This is a genomic window from Enhygromyxa salina, from assembly GCF_002994635.1.
GTDB classification, from domain to species: domain Bacteria; phylum Myxococcota_A; class Polyangia; order Nannocystales; family Nannocystaceae; genus Plesiocystis; species Plesiocystis salina_B.
This window is the reverse complement of record NZ_PVNL01000002.1, coordinates 12,984-28,574: the sequence shown is the minus strand read 5'-3', so window position 1 is coordinate 28,574 and position 15,591 is coordinate 12,984. Positions and strand designations below refer to the sequence as shown.

Here is a 15,591-nt window from a genome sequence, read left to right as displayed (position 1 = left end):
CTCTGGTCAATAGGGGTATTTGTCATGCAATCGACGTCGTCTCGGTCCTTGGACACGAGCTTTGAATCTGTGCATCTCCAGACCCATGCCGTCCGTGTGTCTGATCCTGGGCCCGCGCCCTCGATAGCTCCCGCGCAGCCACCCGCCGACGCGCGCGACCGGCTTCACCACGCGCTCGAGCACGCGGCCCACCTGCTCCCAGATCAGGCGCCGCTCGAGATGTTCGTGCACCACAACACGCTGCACGCGCTCGCGCACCTGCCCTTCCACCACGCGCTGCGCATCGCCCACGGGGTCTACGACGCCCAGGTCTACCGGTCCGAGCAAGAATTCCGCAGCGATCTGGCGTGCGGCCGGATCGACCCAGAGGAGCTCGACCGCGAGCTCGATCGCTACCTCCATCAGCGCGGGCTCGACCCCACCCAGGACATGGGTGGTCTGTGCACTCGGCGGGCGCTCTACGCCGTGGCGCTGCGGGTCGATCTAGCCCCGCCGACCCGGGCCGCGCTGCGCTGGCGGGTACGCGAGGAGCAGTTCGACCGCAGGCTAGCAGCCCGCGCCGACACCAACCGAATGATCGAGGCCGGTCGTGACTATCTGCGCGAGCTGGTGACACGCGCGACCACGGCCGAGCTGACGCAGCGGTTCTTGGGCCCCAACGGCGTGCCGAGCCGGATGGGTGAGCGCTACGCGATCCCGCTCGAAATCGGGGCGCTGCTGCGTCAGCTCGAGACCGACCCCGAGCCGCTCGTCGCCGGCTCCATGTGGCAGACCTGTCGGGTGCTGGCGCGCGAGTGTGAGGTGCACGCCAGCGCTGAAGCTCCCGCGCGGACGTGGACCCACCGCGACGAGCTCCTGAACCGGACCGGGCGCGACATCTGGGAGCAAACCTTGCCCGAGCTGCTGGGCTGGGCGGCGGCCTATCTCGAGGAAGGCCTCGCGTACTGGCCAATGCCTGGGCGCGAGGCGGGCTTCTTTGGCGCGGTTCGTGAGCTGTTGCTCGCACGTGGACACGTGCGCCCGTGGATCCGCCGAGCCGTCGAGCGGCTCGAACAATTGCGCGAGGCGACCGCGACCGATGCGATCCTGACCGCGCTCGCGGCCCTCGGGGTCGCCCCCGAACAATACGACCAGTATCTACTCGAGCTGTTGGCGGTGACCCCGGGCTTCGCCGGGATGTTCAGCCGGCTCGAGCGGCACCCACACGAGCGCGCCACGCTGGCGCCACCGACCTCGCTCACAGAGTTTTGTGCGGTGCGGCTGGTGTTCGAGTGGGCCGCGGTCGAGCTCGCTGCGACCGAGCACGGGTTGGGAGCGATCGACACGCTCGTGCGGACCGCCGCGACGCGCCGGGACGCGCCGCACCCGGACACCCACGCGGCCTATCGCCTGTTCATCCTGGCCCAGGTGCTTGGACTGGCGCCCGCCCAGCTCGACACGCTCACGCCTTCGGCCGCCAACGAGCTGCTCGACGCGCTCGACACGTTTGACGAGCTCGACCGCTGCCGGGTGTTTCTCGAGGCCTACGAGCTGCGCTACCGGACCCAGATCCTCGACGGTATGCGGTCGAACCGGCCGGCCAAGCCGGGGCTGCGTGCTGCCCGACCGTCTGCGCAATTCGTCACCTGCATCGATGATCGCGAAGAGTCGTTTCGTCGCCACATCGAAGAGGTCGATCCGAGCGTGGAGACCTTTGGCGCAGCGGGCTCGTTCGGGCTTGCGATCGCCTATCGCGGCCTGGATGCCGCCGGCCACATCCCGCTCGCGCCCGCTGGCGTGCGCCCCCGCCACGAGATCTTCGAGCATCCGCTGACGCAGGACGCTGCGATCGGCGAGCGGCGTCGGAGTCGACGGCGGCGGTGGGGGGCGTTCCTCCATCAGCTGTTCTTTGGCAGCCGCAGCGCCGTCCGAGGTGCGCTGACCAGCCTCGCTATCGGCCCGCTTGCATGGCTGCCGCTCGGCGTGCGGATCATGGCGCCCCGGGCCAGCGTGCGGGCGCTCGCTTGGGTCGGCGCGCGGGTCCTGCCGAAGCCGCGCACACGCCTGACCAACGACGAAGCTTGCGGGCCCAGTCCGCGGGGCCTCGCCAGCGGCTACGGCTTCGCGGAGCAGGTTGACCGGGTCCATGCGCTGCTCGAGGGCATCGGCCTGCGCGAGTCAGTTGCGCCGCTGGTGTTCCTGCTCGCGCACGGCTCGACCAGCGTGAACAACCCGCACGCGGCGGCCTACGACTGCGGCGCCTGCGGTGGACGACGCGGCGGCGCGACCGGTCGGTTGCTGGTGAGCTTCGCCAACGATCCCGCCGTGCGAGTCGCCATCGCGGCGCGCGGCATCCAGATCCCGAGCGACACGTGGTTTGTCGCGGGCGAGCACGACACGACCGCGGATCGGATCGAGCTGTTCGATCTCGACTTGCTGCCTGCGAGTCACGCTGGCCAGCTCGAGCGGGCCCGCGCGGTCATGGAGGAGGCCCGGACCCGCAACGGGCACGAGCGCTCGCGCAAGTTCGAGCACGCGGCGCTGACGTCCAGCGCCCAGGTCGGGCTGCGTCATGTCGAGGCTCGCGCGTCACACTTCGGCGAGACCCGACCCGAGTACAACCATTGCACCAACGCGATGTGTGTGGTCAGCCGCCGCAGCCTGACCCGCGGCCTGTTCCTGGATCGTCGCGCGTTCTTGGTCTCCTACGACCCAGACAGTGACCGCACGGGCGCGGTCCTGGATCGCCTGCTGGCGATCGCGGCCCCGGTCGGCGCAGGCATCAACCTCGAGTACTACTTCTCGCGGGTCGACCCCGAGCGGTTCGGCTGTGGGACCAAGCTGCCGCACAACGTGTGCGGCTACATCGGCGTGCTCAACGGGACCTCCGGGGATCTCCGCACCGGGCTGAGCACCCAGATGACCGAGATCCACGAACCCATGCGATTGCTGGTGATCGTCGAGGCGACCCCGCAAGCGCTGCTCGCTGCCGCCGCGCGTGAACCGATTGTCGCCGAGCTGATCACCAAGGGTTGGATCCGACTGGTCAGCGTAGACCCCGACACTGGTGAGATGCAGCTGTTCGAAGCTGGCGCGTTCGTAGCTTGCGACACCCACGAGCCCGCGCCGCTGGCAACCGCGACGACCTCGGGGGCGTACTACGCCGGGCGCCGTGAGCCGCTGCCGCCCGCGCGGGTGTTGGCCGCGCTCGGGGGCCAGTCATGAGCTTCGTCGACCTGACCGCGCAGGTCATGATCGCGGTCCCGCTCGCGCCGCTGCTCGCGTTTGTCGTCGTCGCGCTCGCCGAGCTGGGCTTGCCCACGCCCGCGAGCGAGCGGGTTGTCGCCCGCAGCGTGCGGTTGGGGGCCGCCGTCGCCTTGGTGGGGTCGGTGTGGCTGGCGATCGCGCTGGCCCGCTCGCCCGCGACCGAGCTGGTGCTCGACCGCAGCCCATGGTTCGAGGTTGGCCACTATAAATTCGCCGCGCGGCTGACCGTCGACAGCCTCAGCGCGATCATGCTGGTGCTCGCGTCCACCCTGACGCTGATCGGCGTCCGCTTCTCGGTCAGCTATATGCACCGCGACCCCGGCTTTCGCCGATTCTTCGCGCTGATCGCCCTGTTCGAGGCCGGCCTGATGTTGCTGCTCGAGGCTGGCACCATCGATCTGCTATTCATCGGCTGGGAGATCGTCGGGCTCACCTCGACGTTCCTGATTGCGTTCTTTCATGGCCGCGACGCGCCGCTCGCTGCTGGTCTCCGAGCGTTCGTCACCTACCGCAGCTGTGACGTGGGCCTGCTCGCTGGCGCGGTCCTGCTCCATCACTACGCCCACACTTCCGCATTTGATGGCGCCTTTGGTGCCGGGCACTGGCCAGTCGGGACCGCGCACCTCGAGCCACACGCGGCGACCTTGATCGCGCTCTTGTTCATGCTGGCCGCAATGGGCAAGGCCGGGGCGTTCCCGGTTGGAGGGTGGCTGCCCCGCGCAATGGAGGGTCCAACACCATCGAGCGCGCTGTTCTATGGGGGTCTCTCGGTCTCGGCTGGCGCGTATCTGCTGCTGCGGGTGGCGCCGCTGTTCGCCGAGTCGATGGTCGCTCGTGTTGCGCTTGGCCTGGTCGGCGTCGCCACAGCTGTCCATGCGACGATCGTCGGGCGTGTGCAGACCGACGCCAAGACCCAGCTCACCTACGCATCGGCGACCCAGATCGGCCTGGTGTTTGTGTGGATCGCTCTGGATCTACGCTGGCTAGCGATCTTTCACTTGTTCGGGCACATCAGCCTGCGCACCTTTCAATTGCTGCGTGCCCCGGCGATCCTCGCGGACCGGCATCACCGGCTTGGGGCGCTCGGTGGTGCGCACGTCGAGACGGGGCGACACCTCGAGCGGATGTTTCCGGCGCGGCTGCGGCTGCGCCTGTACGCGCTCGCGCGAGCGGGCTTCGACATCGACAGTCTGCTCGATCTGCTGCTGGTCGCGCCGTTGTTGTCGGTCGCGCATCGGGCTGCGCGATTCGAGCGAGCGGTGACGGCGATGTTGGTGCGGCCCCGCACCGGGCGTGGGTCGATCTCGAGCTCGCAGCTCGACGATGAGGACTTGGCATGAATTACCCGTTCTCCCTCATCTTCATCATCGTCGCGTTGCCGCTGCTTGGCGCGGCGCTGGTGAAGCGCTCGAGCGGGCCCGATCATGCCAGGCAGATCGGCGGCGTGATCGCGGGCGCGGTGCTGCTCGCGCTGGCGTATGTCTTGCTCGATGTGGTCGCGCAGGACGGCGGTGGCCGGGTCGAGGACCCCGCGCTCGCGCTCGGATGGTTCGGCGTGCGTCCGCTGTTTGGGTTCGATGCGCTCAGCGCCGTGCTGGCGCTGACCAACGCGATTACGGCATTCGCGGTGATCGTCGGCGCCCCGCGCTCTCGCGACGAGCGCCCCCGGATCACCACATTACTCGCGACGGAGGGGCTGATCCTGACCATGCTCGCAAGCCTGGATTTGGTGATCCTCGCGCTCGCGTTCGCGTGCTTGGTGAGCCCGGCCGGCGCGCACGGACCGAGCCGGCGCGAGGGACCCGACACCACACGCCTGTATCGCGCGGTGTTCATCGCGGGAGCGCTCCCGCTCGCGGCGGCGGTTGGGCTGATCTCGTTCGCCAACCTCGGGTCGCTCGGGCCTGACGTGTTCGACCTTCGCGTGATCTCCATGCTCCCCCATCGGGGCGCGAGCGTGGTGCTGGGCTTGCTGATGCTGACCGTGTTGGTTCGCATGGCCTTGCTGCCGCTGCACTCGTGGCTCCCGGCAATGACCCAGCACGGCCCGCTCGGCCCGACGGTGCTGTTGGTCGCGTCGCAGTCGGGCGCGTACTTGTTCGTGCGGGTGGCGTTTGTGTTCTTTCCCGGCGACGCGGGCGGCTTGACCACCTGGTTGACGCTCGGCGGCGTGGCTTCGGCCCTCTACGGTGGGGTCATCTCGTTGATCCAAGACGATCTGCGCCGCCTGATCGGGTGGCTCAGCGTCAGCCAGGCGGGTCTGATGATCATCGGGCTTTGCTCGCTCGAGTCGGACGGTGTCGCGGGCGCGGTGGTCTACTGGACTAGCTACGGGACCGCGGTGACCGGCCTGGCGCTGACGGTCTGGGCCGTGCAGGCACGGACGGGGACCACGACAATCGCCCAGCTCGGTGGGCTCGTCGAGTCGTGTCCGCGCTTGACCGTCGCGTTCGCGGCGTTCGCCGTGGCCAGTGTCGGGTTCCCTGGCTCGCTCGGCTTTGTCGGCGAAGATCTGCTGATTCACGGTGTCCTCGACAGCCATCCGCTGCTCGGGGTCCTGATGCTCGTGGCCACCGCGCTCAACGGCATCGCGCTGATCCGCGCGCTGTTTCGGGTGTTCTTGGGCCCCGTGAAGATCGCGGCTCCGGCCGACCTGCGCGCCCGCGAGCTGTGGGTCGTCGCGGGCTTGGCCGCTGTCGTGTTTGGGCTTGGCCTGTGGCCGCGCCTCGCTGTCGACGTCGTCGGGCTCGCCCGGCTGTGCATCCACGTTTAGCTGCTCATGACCGCTCCAGCTTCAGCCCCCACCCCCAAGCCGGCTGGCGAGACCCCACGCGGGACCCTCGCCGGTCTGCGAGACAACCTCCGCTTCGACCTGGCCGCTGGCTTCTTGGTGTTCTTGATCGCCCTGCCGCTGTGCCTGGGGATCGCCATGGCCAGCGGCTACCCACCGATCGCGGGCATCTTCACCGCGATCATTGGTGGCACCCTGACAGTCTTCTTGTCGGACTCCGAGCTGACGATCAAGGGTCCCGGCGGCTGGCTTGATCGTGATCGCCGTCGGGGCCATCGCCGAGCTCGGGCAGGGCGATCCCTGGCTCGGCTACAAGCTCGCGCTTGGGGTCGGCGTGGTCGCGGGTGTGCTGCAGATCGTGCTTGGGCTGCTGCGCTCGGGCGTGCTCGGCGAGTTCTTTCCGACCGCCGCCGTCCACGGGATGCTCGCGGCGATCGGCATCATCATTGCTACCAAGCAGATTCACACCGTGTTCGGGGTAGTCCCAGCCGCCCAGGCGCCGCTTTGGTTGATCGCCGAGATCCCGCATTCACTCATGAACCTCAACCCGGAGGTCGCGGTGATCGGGGTCGGCAGCCTGCTGATCTTGTTTGGGCTGCCCATGATCGAGCACGAGAAGCTCCGCAAGGTCCCGGGCCCCGTGGTGGTGCTGGTGTTGGCGATCCCGCTCGGCGTGCTGTTTGATCTCGGCCACCAGCACACCTACCTGTTCAACCATCACCTCTACGCCGTCGGGCCCACCTACTTGGTCGACGTGCCGTCGAGCATGCTCGACGCGATGACCTACCCGGACTTCTCGGCGGTCACGACCGCCGTCGGAGTCAAGTACATCGTCATGTTCACGCTGGTCGGCTCGCTCGAGTCGCTGCTCAGCGCCAAGGCGATCGATCTCTTGGACCCGTGGCAGCGCAAGAGCAACCTCAACCGTGATCTCGTCGCGGTCGGAGCTGGCAACATGCTCGCCTCGCTCGTCGGTGGGCTGCCGATGATCTCGGAGATCGTGCGTAGCTCGGCCAACATCAACAACGGCGCGCGCACACGCTTCTCCAACCTCTATCACGGGCTGTTTCTGCTTGGCTTCGTCGCCCTGGTGCCCGGGCTGATTCACGAGATCCCGCTCGCGGCCCTGGCTGCGATGCTTGTCTACACCGGGTTTCGCCTGGCCTCGCCGCGGGAGTTCATCAACACCTACCGGGTTGGCAAGGACCAGCTGGCGATCTTCACGACCACGGTGGTGGTCACGCTCGCCACGGATCTCTTGCTCGGGATTGGTGCGGGCGTCGGGGCGAAGATCCTGCTGCATGTGCTCAGCGGCGCCCCGCTGCGGTCACTGTTTCGCGCCAAGGTCGAGATCGAGGATGAGGGTCCGGCGATTGTCGTGAGGGTCCACGACGCCGCGATCTTCAGCAATTGGATCGCGCTCGACAGCCGGCTGGCCAAGCTCGACAGCGACCGCGATCTGGTGATTGATCTGTCCGGTACGCGGCTCGTCGATCACACAGTCATGACCAAGCTCGATGAGCTGCGACGCGACGTCGAAGCGCGGGGACACACCTTCGAGGTCACCGGTCTCGAGCGACACCGCGCCCGGTCTGAGCACCCACAGGCTACCCGTGAGGGTGGCTAGAGCGCCGACCCGCAGGGTGAGCGGCGCGGGGGTTGTCTGCGCCGCGAGGATTGCCGACCATTCGGCGGTGCACCCGCGCGACATGAGGGCCGTGATCACCTGCGCGCTGGCCATGCTGATCACCACGCAGACCGGCTGCGCGGGCGCGCGGCAGACCAGCTCGACCCAGGCCGACCCCTGCGCCGACTTCGAGGTCCAGGTCGAGACCTACTGGTCCGCGGCGATCAAGGCCCAGGCGCTCCAGCATGGCGGCGAGATCGAGCTCGAGAAGCGCAGCGGGGTGGTCAACAAGATGGACCGCATCTCCGAGGACTGGGTGATGATGCGAACGTCGGTGTGCAAGGACCACTTTGTGCGCGCGCTGATCAGCAAGGACGAGTACGCGGCCCGCGTGCGCTGCTTCGACGATCGCCTCGAGCGCCAGCGGACCTTGGCGCAGGCGCTGGCTGGCGAGGGCGAGCTCGCCGCCGTCGAGGGCGCGGTCAATCAACTCGTGGCCGCGCCGCCGAGCTGCCAGACCCACACCGCTTCCGACCCCGACCCTGGAGACCAGCCGTGACCAAGCCAAGCACCTCTCCCCTCTCTACCTGGGTCCTGAGCGCTGGCCTGCTCGCGGGCGCTGGCCTCGGCCTGACACCCGGCTGCGCGACCCCTGGGCCCCCTCAAGCTCGCGGCGCGTGCGACGACTTCGATCTCGACGTCGAGAAGATCTGGGGCAACGCCAAGCGCCGCGAGGTCCGAGACGGGCTGCGAACCTTCGCGGGCGAGAGCCAGGTGGTCAACGTCGATCGCATCGTCACCAAGATGGACGCGATCACGACCGACTGGGTGATGATGAACCGCCGCGCCTGCAAGGACACGCTCGAGCGGCAGACGATGCCCGAAGAGATCTACGTGCGGGTCTCGCTGTGCCTCAACACCGCGCTGGTCCAGCAGCGCACGCTGATCACCCAACTCGGCGAGGTCGACCGCACCAGCTACGAGCACATCGACCGGGCGATGCTCGACATCTCCGAGAACATTGCGACCTGTCAAAACCAGGCGGTGTTGGCCTACTACAAGACCCCAGAGGAGACCGCCGACTCCGAGGCCGCGCAGACGGCCGACAGCAAGACCGCCGAGGCCAAGACCCTGCTCGCGTTGGGCAAGAGCGAGGCCGCCAGCGGGCTGCTCAACGACGCCGCGATCGCGGCCAAGCGCTCGGGCGACGAGCGCCGCAGCCTCGACGCCACGATCGCGGCCTGCAACCACGCGGTCCTGCAGGGTGAGTACGACAAGGCGATCGTCTACGGCGCCCCGTCGCTGACCCAGGCCCAGAAGCTGGGCTATGCGATCGGCGAGGCCGACGCCCTGACCTGCCTGGGCACCGCCGAGCTGCGCCGCGGCAACCACGAGGAGGCCCGCACCCACCTCGAGTCGGCCATGCGCCAGCGCGAGTCGTTCTTTGGCAAAGACCACCCGCGGGTCGCCGACGCCGCCAACCGGCTCGGCAACCTCGAGGCCGCCGTCGCCAGCTACAAGACCGCGCACGAGCTGTACATGCGCGCGCTCGACATCTGGACCAAGACCTTTGGCGCCGACGACCCCGTCACCTCGCGCGCCTATCACAACCTCGGGTTCGTTCACATTGGCCTCGACGACGTCGAGGGCGCCGTCGCCTGGTACCAAAAAGCGATCGAGGCCGAGACCCGCTCGCTCGGCAAAGATCACCCCGCGACCGCGCTGTCCGAGGCCAACTACGCCAGCGTGCTGCTGCTGCAAGAAAAGATCGACGACGCCTACGCGCTGCTCAACCACGCGATCGAGGTCCAGCAGCGGATCCTCGGCCCCGGTCACCCCGAGGTCGCCGTCAGCCTCCACGGCATCGGCGAGGTCTGGGCCGCCCGCAAGGGCTACGCGAGCGCGCTCGAGTGGTACGCCAAGGCCCTGACCCTGCGAAAGCTGGCGTTTGGCGAGCACCACCTCGAGACCGCCAAGACACTCGATGCCATGGCGACCGCCCACTACAAGCTCAAGCAATACGACGAGGCCAACACGCTCGCCGAGCAGGCGCTGAAGGTCCGCGAAGACATGCTGGGCCCCGACAACATCGTGACCGCGACCAGCTACTTCAACTGCGGCCTGATCGCCGAGAAGCGCAAGAAGTACAAAGACGCGCTGCGCTACTACGAGAAGTCGCTGCTCGTCGAAGACAAGGTCCGCGGCCCCGGCCACGTGTTGACCAAGCAGACCCGCGCCGCCGTCAACCGGCTCGGTGACCTGGTCAACGGGCGCTAGAGCAGCTCGACGAGCTTGCTAGAGCAGCTCGACGAGCTTGCTAGAGCAGCTCGACGAGCTTGGCGGCGGTCGCCTGCGTGGCTTCAATCTGCGGGTAGTGGCCGGGCCCTGGCATGTACACGAACTCGGCGTTCTCGATCGGCTGAACGACCATCGGCTCGAGCACCTCGCGGGGCAAGAACGGGTCGTCCGTGCCGATCACGTAGGTCTTCTCGCAGGTGATCTCGGCGAGGCGCTTCTCGAACCCGCCGCCGGTCCATGCGTCGAAGCTCTCGGCGACGCAGTTGGGGAACACGGTCGCGGCGGTCGCGAGGATCGTCGCGAGCCCGGCGTCGTCGAGCTGCTTGCAGGCCGTCTGGAGGATCTTGGTCTGCGCCTCTGGATTGCCGCCCGAGCTGCGAAACATCTGCCGCATCTCATCGGGCAGCGGCACACCCGCTGCCGGCACCGAGCACAGCAGGACCATCGTCTGCACCCGATCTCCGAGGGCGGCCGCGACGAGCTGGGCGATCTGACCGCCCATCGAGTGACCGAGCAGCTTGAAGCGCTTGAGCCCGGCAGCGTTGACGAGCTCGATCAGGTCCCGCGCGTACAGATCGAGCGTATAGCCCGTCGGGGGTTGCGCCGAGTCACCGACACCTCGCTGGTCCGGGATGATCACCTGCTTGCCAGCGCCAACGAGCGCGGGGGTGATCGCGTCGAAGATCGCACCGCCGACCATCCACCCATGCACCAACACGACCGGCTCGCCCTCTCCAACGACGCGATAAGAGATGTTGAGGCCGTCAGGGGTCGTATAGCTCGGCATGGTGAACCGCGATGCTACGCGCGCCCGCTCGCGGGGGTCAACGAACAACTCGTCCCGCGCGCACCGGTCGTGTGTGGCGATCTACATGTGGCGAATTATCTGCGGGCGATCCAAAGGACACGCTGACTACCCGCCCGCCCTGTCACGTCGTGCCTCGTCAACAAAACGCTATATTGCACAATATCCCTGCGAGATAGGCTACAGTACCCAAGGTAAGCTACCGTGTGTCGCCATGGAGGCCTGGTCAAATGTTCTCCGCACGACCGCCGAAGGAGCGCGCTCGAATGGCTGAACTGCTCATCCAGCGGCGAACCGGCGAGATCTTGGCGGTCATGTGCGATCTCGCCCGTGGCGAGCTCGACGCTCGCGTCGATCCAGAGCTGTTGACTGACGGCGGCGACGACAGTGACCTCTACGAAGATCTCGACGGTATCTGCGTTGCGCTGAACATGCTCGCGGAAGAGCTGCAGGCGACGGTCGTCAGGCGTGACCAATACGAGCTCGCGCTGCGAGATCTGGCCCACGCGCAGGCCCAGGTGGTGCACTCGGCCAAGCTCGCCGCGCTCGGCCAGCTCGCGACCGGGGTCGCCCACGAGCTCAACCAACCGCTGCAGATCATCGGCCTATCGGCCGAAGAGGCGCGCGACGCGATCGCCGCTGGGGACATGGCCACGGCGCTCGAGCTGCTCGACGCGATCGAGGAGCAGGTCGTCCGGGGCAGCAGCGTCGCCGCGCACTTGCTCGCCTTCAGCCGCCGGGATGCCCACTACAATGACCATGGCGAGGACGGTGGTGACTCGACGCTGGCCAGCGTCAACGACGTGCTCACCCAGGCGATGAGCGCGCTGGGCGGCCAGGTGCGGTCGGAGGGGATCCAGTTCGAGCTCGACCTGGCACCCGATATCGAGCCGATCTCATGCCAGGTCGACGAGCTGCTTCAGGTTGTCGCCAACTTGGTGATCAACGCGCGCGATGCCCTGCGCGGCCGCAGCGACGCCCGTATTGTCGCGCGCAGCTTCGTCGAGCATGATGTCGTTGGTTTTGAAGTTGCCGATAATGGCCCAGGGATCCCCGCCGCCGACCTGGATCGAATCTTCGATCCCTTCTTCACAACCAAGGCCGTCGGGCGGGGTGCGGGTCTGGGTCTCTCGATCGTTCACGGGATCATCGATCGCCATGGGGGCACCGTCGAAGCGCTAACCAACTCCGGGGCCCACCCCCCCGAAGCGGCCTGTTCAGTCGGGGGGTCAGTCGGGGGGTCAGGCGCGGGCTCGGGCGGGCTCGGAACCCGCATGCGGGTCAGGCTGCCAAGGGCGGTGCACCGATGGAGGTGATCCCGTGAAGGTACTCGTGGTCGACGACGAGCCTCGCATCGCCAAGTCGCTCGCGCGGCTGCTGCAAGTGCACGGCCATGAGACCACGATCGCCCACGATGGGCTCGAGGCCTGGGAGCTGTTCGAGCAGGCACCCCAGGGCTGGAGCGTGCTGATCACCGACATCCGCATGCCCAGGCTCGACGGCGTCAACCTGGCGCGTCGGATCCGCGAGCACGGGTTTACGGTCCACGTGGTCCTGATCAGCGGCCACGGCGAGTCGCCCGACATCGAGGCGCTGTCGCCGGCCGTGTTCCTCGCCAAGCCGTTCAAGCGCGCCGACCTGCTCGCCGCCATGGAAGGCGGCGGGTGAGCACGTCGGCTGCTTCGCTCAGGCCTCCACGAGCTCGTGGATGTCGACCCCGCCGCTGACGGAAACCTCATCCGCGTCTTCGTCCTCGTCCTCGGCCGTGAACACGAAGCGCAGCTCGTTCTTGCCAGGGTCGCAGTCGACCCGGATCTCGCCGCCGCCCTCGAGCCGCCCGAACAGCAGCTCGTCGACGAGCGCGCCCTTGATGTTGTCGTCGATCACCCGCCCCATCGGCCGGGCGCCGAACTTCTTGTCGTAGCCCTTGCGCGCGATCCAGTCGCGGGCGGCGGGCGTCCAGGTCAGGCGGACGCCCCGATCCGCGAGCTGGATCTCGAGCTCGCGCAGCAGCTTGTCGGCGACCTTGTCCACGACCGGCTGCGGCAGCTGGCCAAAGGTCACGATCTTGTCGAGCCGGTTGCGGAACTCGGGGCTGAACGTGCGCTCGAGCGCCTTGTTGGCGGCCGAGTCGACCAGCCCCTCGTCGCCGCCAAAGCCCATCTTGCGCTGGGTCATCTCGAACGCGCCCGCGTTGCTGGTCATGATCAAGATGACGTTGCGAAAGTCGGTCTTCTTGCCGGTCGTGTCGGTCAGGTTGGCGCTGTCCATCACCTGCAACAACACCGAGAAGATGTCCGGGTGGGCCTTCTCGATCTCGTCGAGCAGCACGACCGAGTGGGGGTTCTTGCTGACCGTGTCGGTCAGCTGGCCGCCCTGATCAAAGCCGACGTAGCCAGGAGGCGCGCCGATCAGCCGACTGACGCTGTGCTTCTCCATGTACTCCGACATGTCGAAGCGCAGGAACGGCATGCCCAGCAGGCGGGCGAGCTGGCGAGCGAGCTCGGTCTTGCCGACCCCGGTCGGGCCCGCGAACAAGAAGCAACCGATCGGCTTGTCGGGCCGCGCGAGCCCAGCCCGAGCCCGCTTGATCGCCTTGGTCGCCGCGCTGACGGCCTCGTCTTGTCCGAAGATCACCTGCGAGAGGCCCTCGGCGAGGTTCTTGAGCACCTCGCGATCGTCGGTCGAGACCGACTTTGGCGGGATCCTGGCCATGCGGGCGATCACGGCCTCGACCTGGGGCACGTCGACGATGATCGGCGCGTTTGGATCGCGCGCGTCGTTTGACTCGGCGCTCCGCTCGATCCGGGGACCGGTCTGGATGACCGGGCCGGGATCGCGTCGCTCGAGCGCGGTGGTCTCGCCGACGGCGAGCCGCAGATCATCCCGCAGATCATCCCGCTGATTATCGTGGTCACTGTCGCCCGGCAGCGGGATCGCCCCGCCAACCTCGAGCGCGGGCGCGTCAGCCGAGTCGCCCTCGTCCTCCTCGTCGAGATCGACGTCGAGCTCCTCGCCGTCGCCGTCCCCATCCCCGTCCGCGTCTGGCGTGGCGGGAGCACGCTTGGTGTGGTCGATCTCGCCGAGCCGCGCGGCTGCCCCGGTCTCATCCATCACGTCGATCGCCGAGTCGGGTAGCCGACGATCACGCAGGTGCTTGTGGGCCAGCCGGACCGACTGCTCGATCGCGTCGGGCGTGTACTCGACGTGGTGATGCGACTCGTAGGCCGACTTGAGCCCCTGCAGGATCAGGATCGTCTCGTCCTGGGTTGGCTCGACGATCTCGATCTTCTGGAACCGCCGCGCGAGCGCGGGATCCCGATCGAAGTTCTTGAACTCCTTGTAGGTGGTCGCGCCGATGCACCGCACCCGCCCGGCGTTGAGCGCGGGCTTGAGCATGTTGCTGGCGTCCATCGACCCGCCCGAGGTCGCGCCCGCGCCGATCACCGTGTGGATCTCGTCGATGAACAAGATCGCGCCGGGCTCGGCCTCGATCGCCGAGATCACCGCCTTGAGCCGCTCCTCGAACTGCCCGCGGAATTTGGTGCCAGCGAGCAGCGCGCCCATGTCGAGGGCGTAGACGCGGATCTCCGCGATCGCCTCGGGCACGCGCTGCTCGTGCACGCGCAGCGCGAGGCCCTCGACCACGGCGGTCTTGCCGACGCCGGGCTCGCCAACGAGCACCGGGTTGTTCTTGCGACGGCGACACAGCACCTGGATCAAGCGCGTGAGCTCCTGGTCGCGGCCGACGAGCGGGTCGATGTCGCCACGCTCGGCCCGGGCGGCGAGATCGATCGCGTAGGCCTCGAGCGGATCGTCGGCGACCGCGTCCTCGTCCTCCTCGCCGCGCGGCAGCCCCGTCGGGCGAGCCCGCGGCGCCTGCCGCTGGTTGTTCTTGCCGATCCCGTGGGCGATGTAGAGGGTGACGTCGCGGCGGCGCACGGACTGCTGCTCGAGCAGGTACACGGCCATCGACTCGGGCTCGGCGAACAGCGCCACGAGCAGGTTCGCGCCCGTGACCTCGGCCTTGCCCGCGCCCTGAACATGCAGCACGGCTCGCTGCAGCACCCGGCCCACGCCGACGGTCTGCTGGACCTGGCCCTCGTCCTCTTCGCCGTCGGTCGACAGCTTGGGCACGTGGGCCTCGAGGAACGCCTCGAGCTCCGCGCGCAGCTGCTCGATCTGGGCGTTGCACCCGGTCAGCACGTCGCGGGCGCTGGGATCGTCGAGCAACGCGAGCAGCAGGTGCTCGAGGGTGATGTATTCGTGGCGCCGCCTCCGAGTGTCTTGGATGGCGGAATCAAGGGTATCGCGCAGCTCAGGACTCAGCATCGGGATCGTCCTCTGGTTCCATCGAGGCCATCAGCGGGCTCTCGTTTTGTCGGGCGAGCATGTGGGTCTGTGCGACCTTGGTCTCGGCGATCTCGTGGGTGAAGACACCGGCTACGCCGACGCCGGAGTTGTGCACGTGGAGCATGATCTGTTGCGCCATCGACTCGCCGTGGTGGAACACGGTCTGCAGCAGGCGGACCACGAATTCCATCGGCGTGTAGTCGTCGTTGTGGAGTAGCACGCGGTACATGCGCGGCCGCTTCGATTTTTGTTTGTCGCGGGTCTTGAGCGCGACACCACGTTGAGGTTCGTCTTTACGCTGGTCGGACATGGCGCAGCGGCGGGGGTACGGCTGGCGAGAAATTGCCGGGCGGGAGGCAGGCAGTCTGGGTTCAGTGTGGCCCGGATCTGGGACACTCGAGGGTGGCCCGGATCCCGGCCGCCGCATTGTAGCGGAGTTCGGAGTTTGCGCCGGGCCGCGCAAGGGTAATG

At 67.8% G+C, this 15,591-nt stretch carries 11 protein-coding genes and 1 pseudogene; 9 read left to right on the top strand and 3 right to left on the bottom strand.

The features are described from left to right. Positions 1-96: 96 nt before the first annotated feature. The 7 genes and pseudogenes from ENSA7_RS00455 (at position 97) to ENSA7_RS00430 (ending at position 9,941) form a co-directional block, all read left to right on the top strand. Positions 97-3,204, top strand: coding sequence for a putative inorganic carbon transporter subunit DabA (locus ENSA7_RS00455; protein WP_181232824.1), 3,108 nt, complete (start codon positions 97-99; stop codon positions 3,202-3,204). Then, positions 3,201-4,586 carry a proton-conducting transporter transmembrane domain-containing protein gene (locus ENSA7_RS00450; RefSeq protein WP_106087201.1) on the top strand — a complete coding sequence of 462 codons (1,386 nt, stop codon included), beginning with the start codon at positions 3,201-3,203 and terminating at the stop codon, positions 4,584-4,586. The genes ENSA7_RS00455 and ENSA7_RS00450 overlap by 4 nt, the downstream gene beginning before the upstream one ends. Further along, positions 4,583-6,019, top strand: a complete 1,437-nt coding sequence (locus ENSA7_RS00445) for a proton-conducting transporter transmembrane domain-containing protein (RefSeq protein WP_106087200.1) — start codon at positions 4,583-4,585, stop codon at positions 6,017-6,019. The genes ENSA7_RS00450 and ENSA7_RS00445 overlap by 4 nt, the downstream gene beginning before the upstream one ends. Before the next feature lie 6 nt (positions 6,020-6,025). After that, positions 6,026-6,217, top strand: a pseudogene (locus ENSA7_RS45245) (SulP family inorganic anion transporter); the annotation flags it as partial. Between the two features lie 76 nt (positions 6,218-6,293). Beyond that, the gene (locus ENSA7_RS00440; protein WP_244923673.1) at positions 6,294-7,664 is read left to right on the top strand and encodes a SulP family inorganic anion transporter; all 1,371 of its coding nucleotides are present in this window, start codon (positions 6,294-6,296) and stop codon (positions 7,662-7,664) included. An 82-nt stretch (positions 7,665-7,746) separates the two neighbouring features. Then, the gene (locus tag ENSA7_RS00435; RefSeq protein ID WP_106087199.1) at positions 7,747-8,223 is read left to right on the top strand and encodes a hypothetical protein; all 477 of its coding nucleotides are present in this window, start codon (positions 7,747-7,749) and stop codon (positions 8,221-8,223) included. Next, positions 8,220-9,941, top strand: coding sequence for a tetratricopeptide repeat protein (locus ENSA7_RS00430; protein ID WP_106087198.1), 1,722 nt, complete (start codon positions 8,220-8,222; stop codon positions 9,939-9,941). Before ENSA7_RS00435 ends, ENSA7_RS00430 begins: the two co-directional genes overlap by 4 nt. A gap of 40 nt (positions 9,942-9,981) precedes the next feature. Here ENSA7_RS00430 and ENSA7_RS00425 read toward each other — a convergent pair whose 3' ends face one another. Beyond that, positions 9,982-10,749 (bottom strand): alpha/beta fold hydrolase, encoded by a 768-nt coding sequence (locus ENSA7_RS00425; RefSeq protein ID WP_106087197.1) that lies wholly within the window; start codon positions 10,747-10,749, stop codon positions 9,982-9,984. A gap of 284 nt (positions 10,750-11,033) precedes the next feature. Between ENSA7_RS00425 and ENSA7_RS00420 the strand changes: the two genes are divergently transcribed. After that, positions 11,034-12,083, top strand: coding sequence for a sensor histidine kinase (locus tag ENSA7_RS00420; RefSeq protein ID WP_181232823.1), 1,050 nt, complete (start codon positions 11,034-11,036; stop codon positions 12,081-12,083). 4 nt (positions 12,084-12,087) lie between these two features. Further along, complete coding sequence (locus ENSA7_RS00415; RefSeq protein WP_106087195.1) at positions 12,088-12,435, top strand: response regulator; 348 nt, start codon at positions 12,088-12,090, stop codon at positions 12,433-12,435. 18 nt (positions 12,436-12,453) lie between these two features. Here the strand turns inward: ENSA7_RS00415 and ENSA7_RS00410 are convergent, their stop codons facing one another. After that, on the bottom strand, positions 12,454-15,099 hold the full coding sequence (locus ENSA7_RS00410) for an AAA family ATPase (protein ID WP_106087194.1): 2,646 nt from the start codon (positions 15,097-15,099) through the stop codon (positions 12,454-12,456). Further along, complete coding sequence (locus ENSA7_RS00405) at positions 15,086-15,430, bottom strand: ATP-dependent Clp protease adaptor ClpS (RefSeq protein ID WP_052547715.1); 345 nt, start codon at positions 15,428-15,430, stop codon at positions 15,086-15,088. The genes ENSA7_RS00410 and ENSA7_RS00405 overlap by 14 nt, the downstream gene beginning before the upstream one ends. Positions 15,431-15,591: the final 161 nt, after the last annotated feature.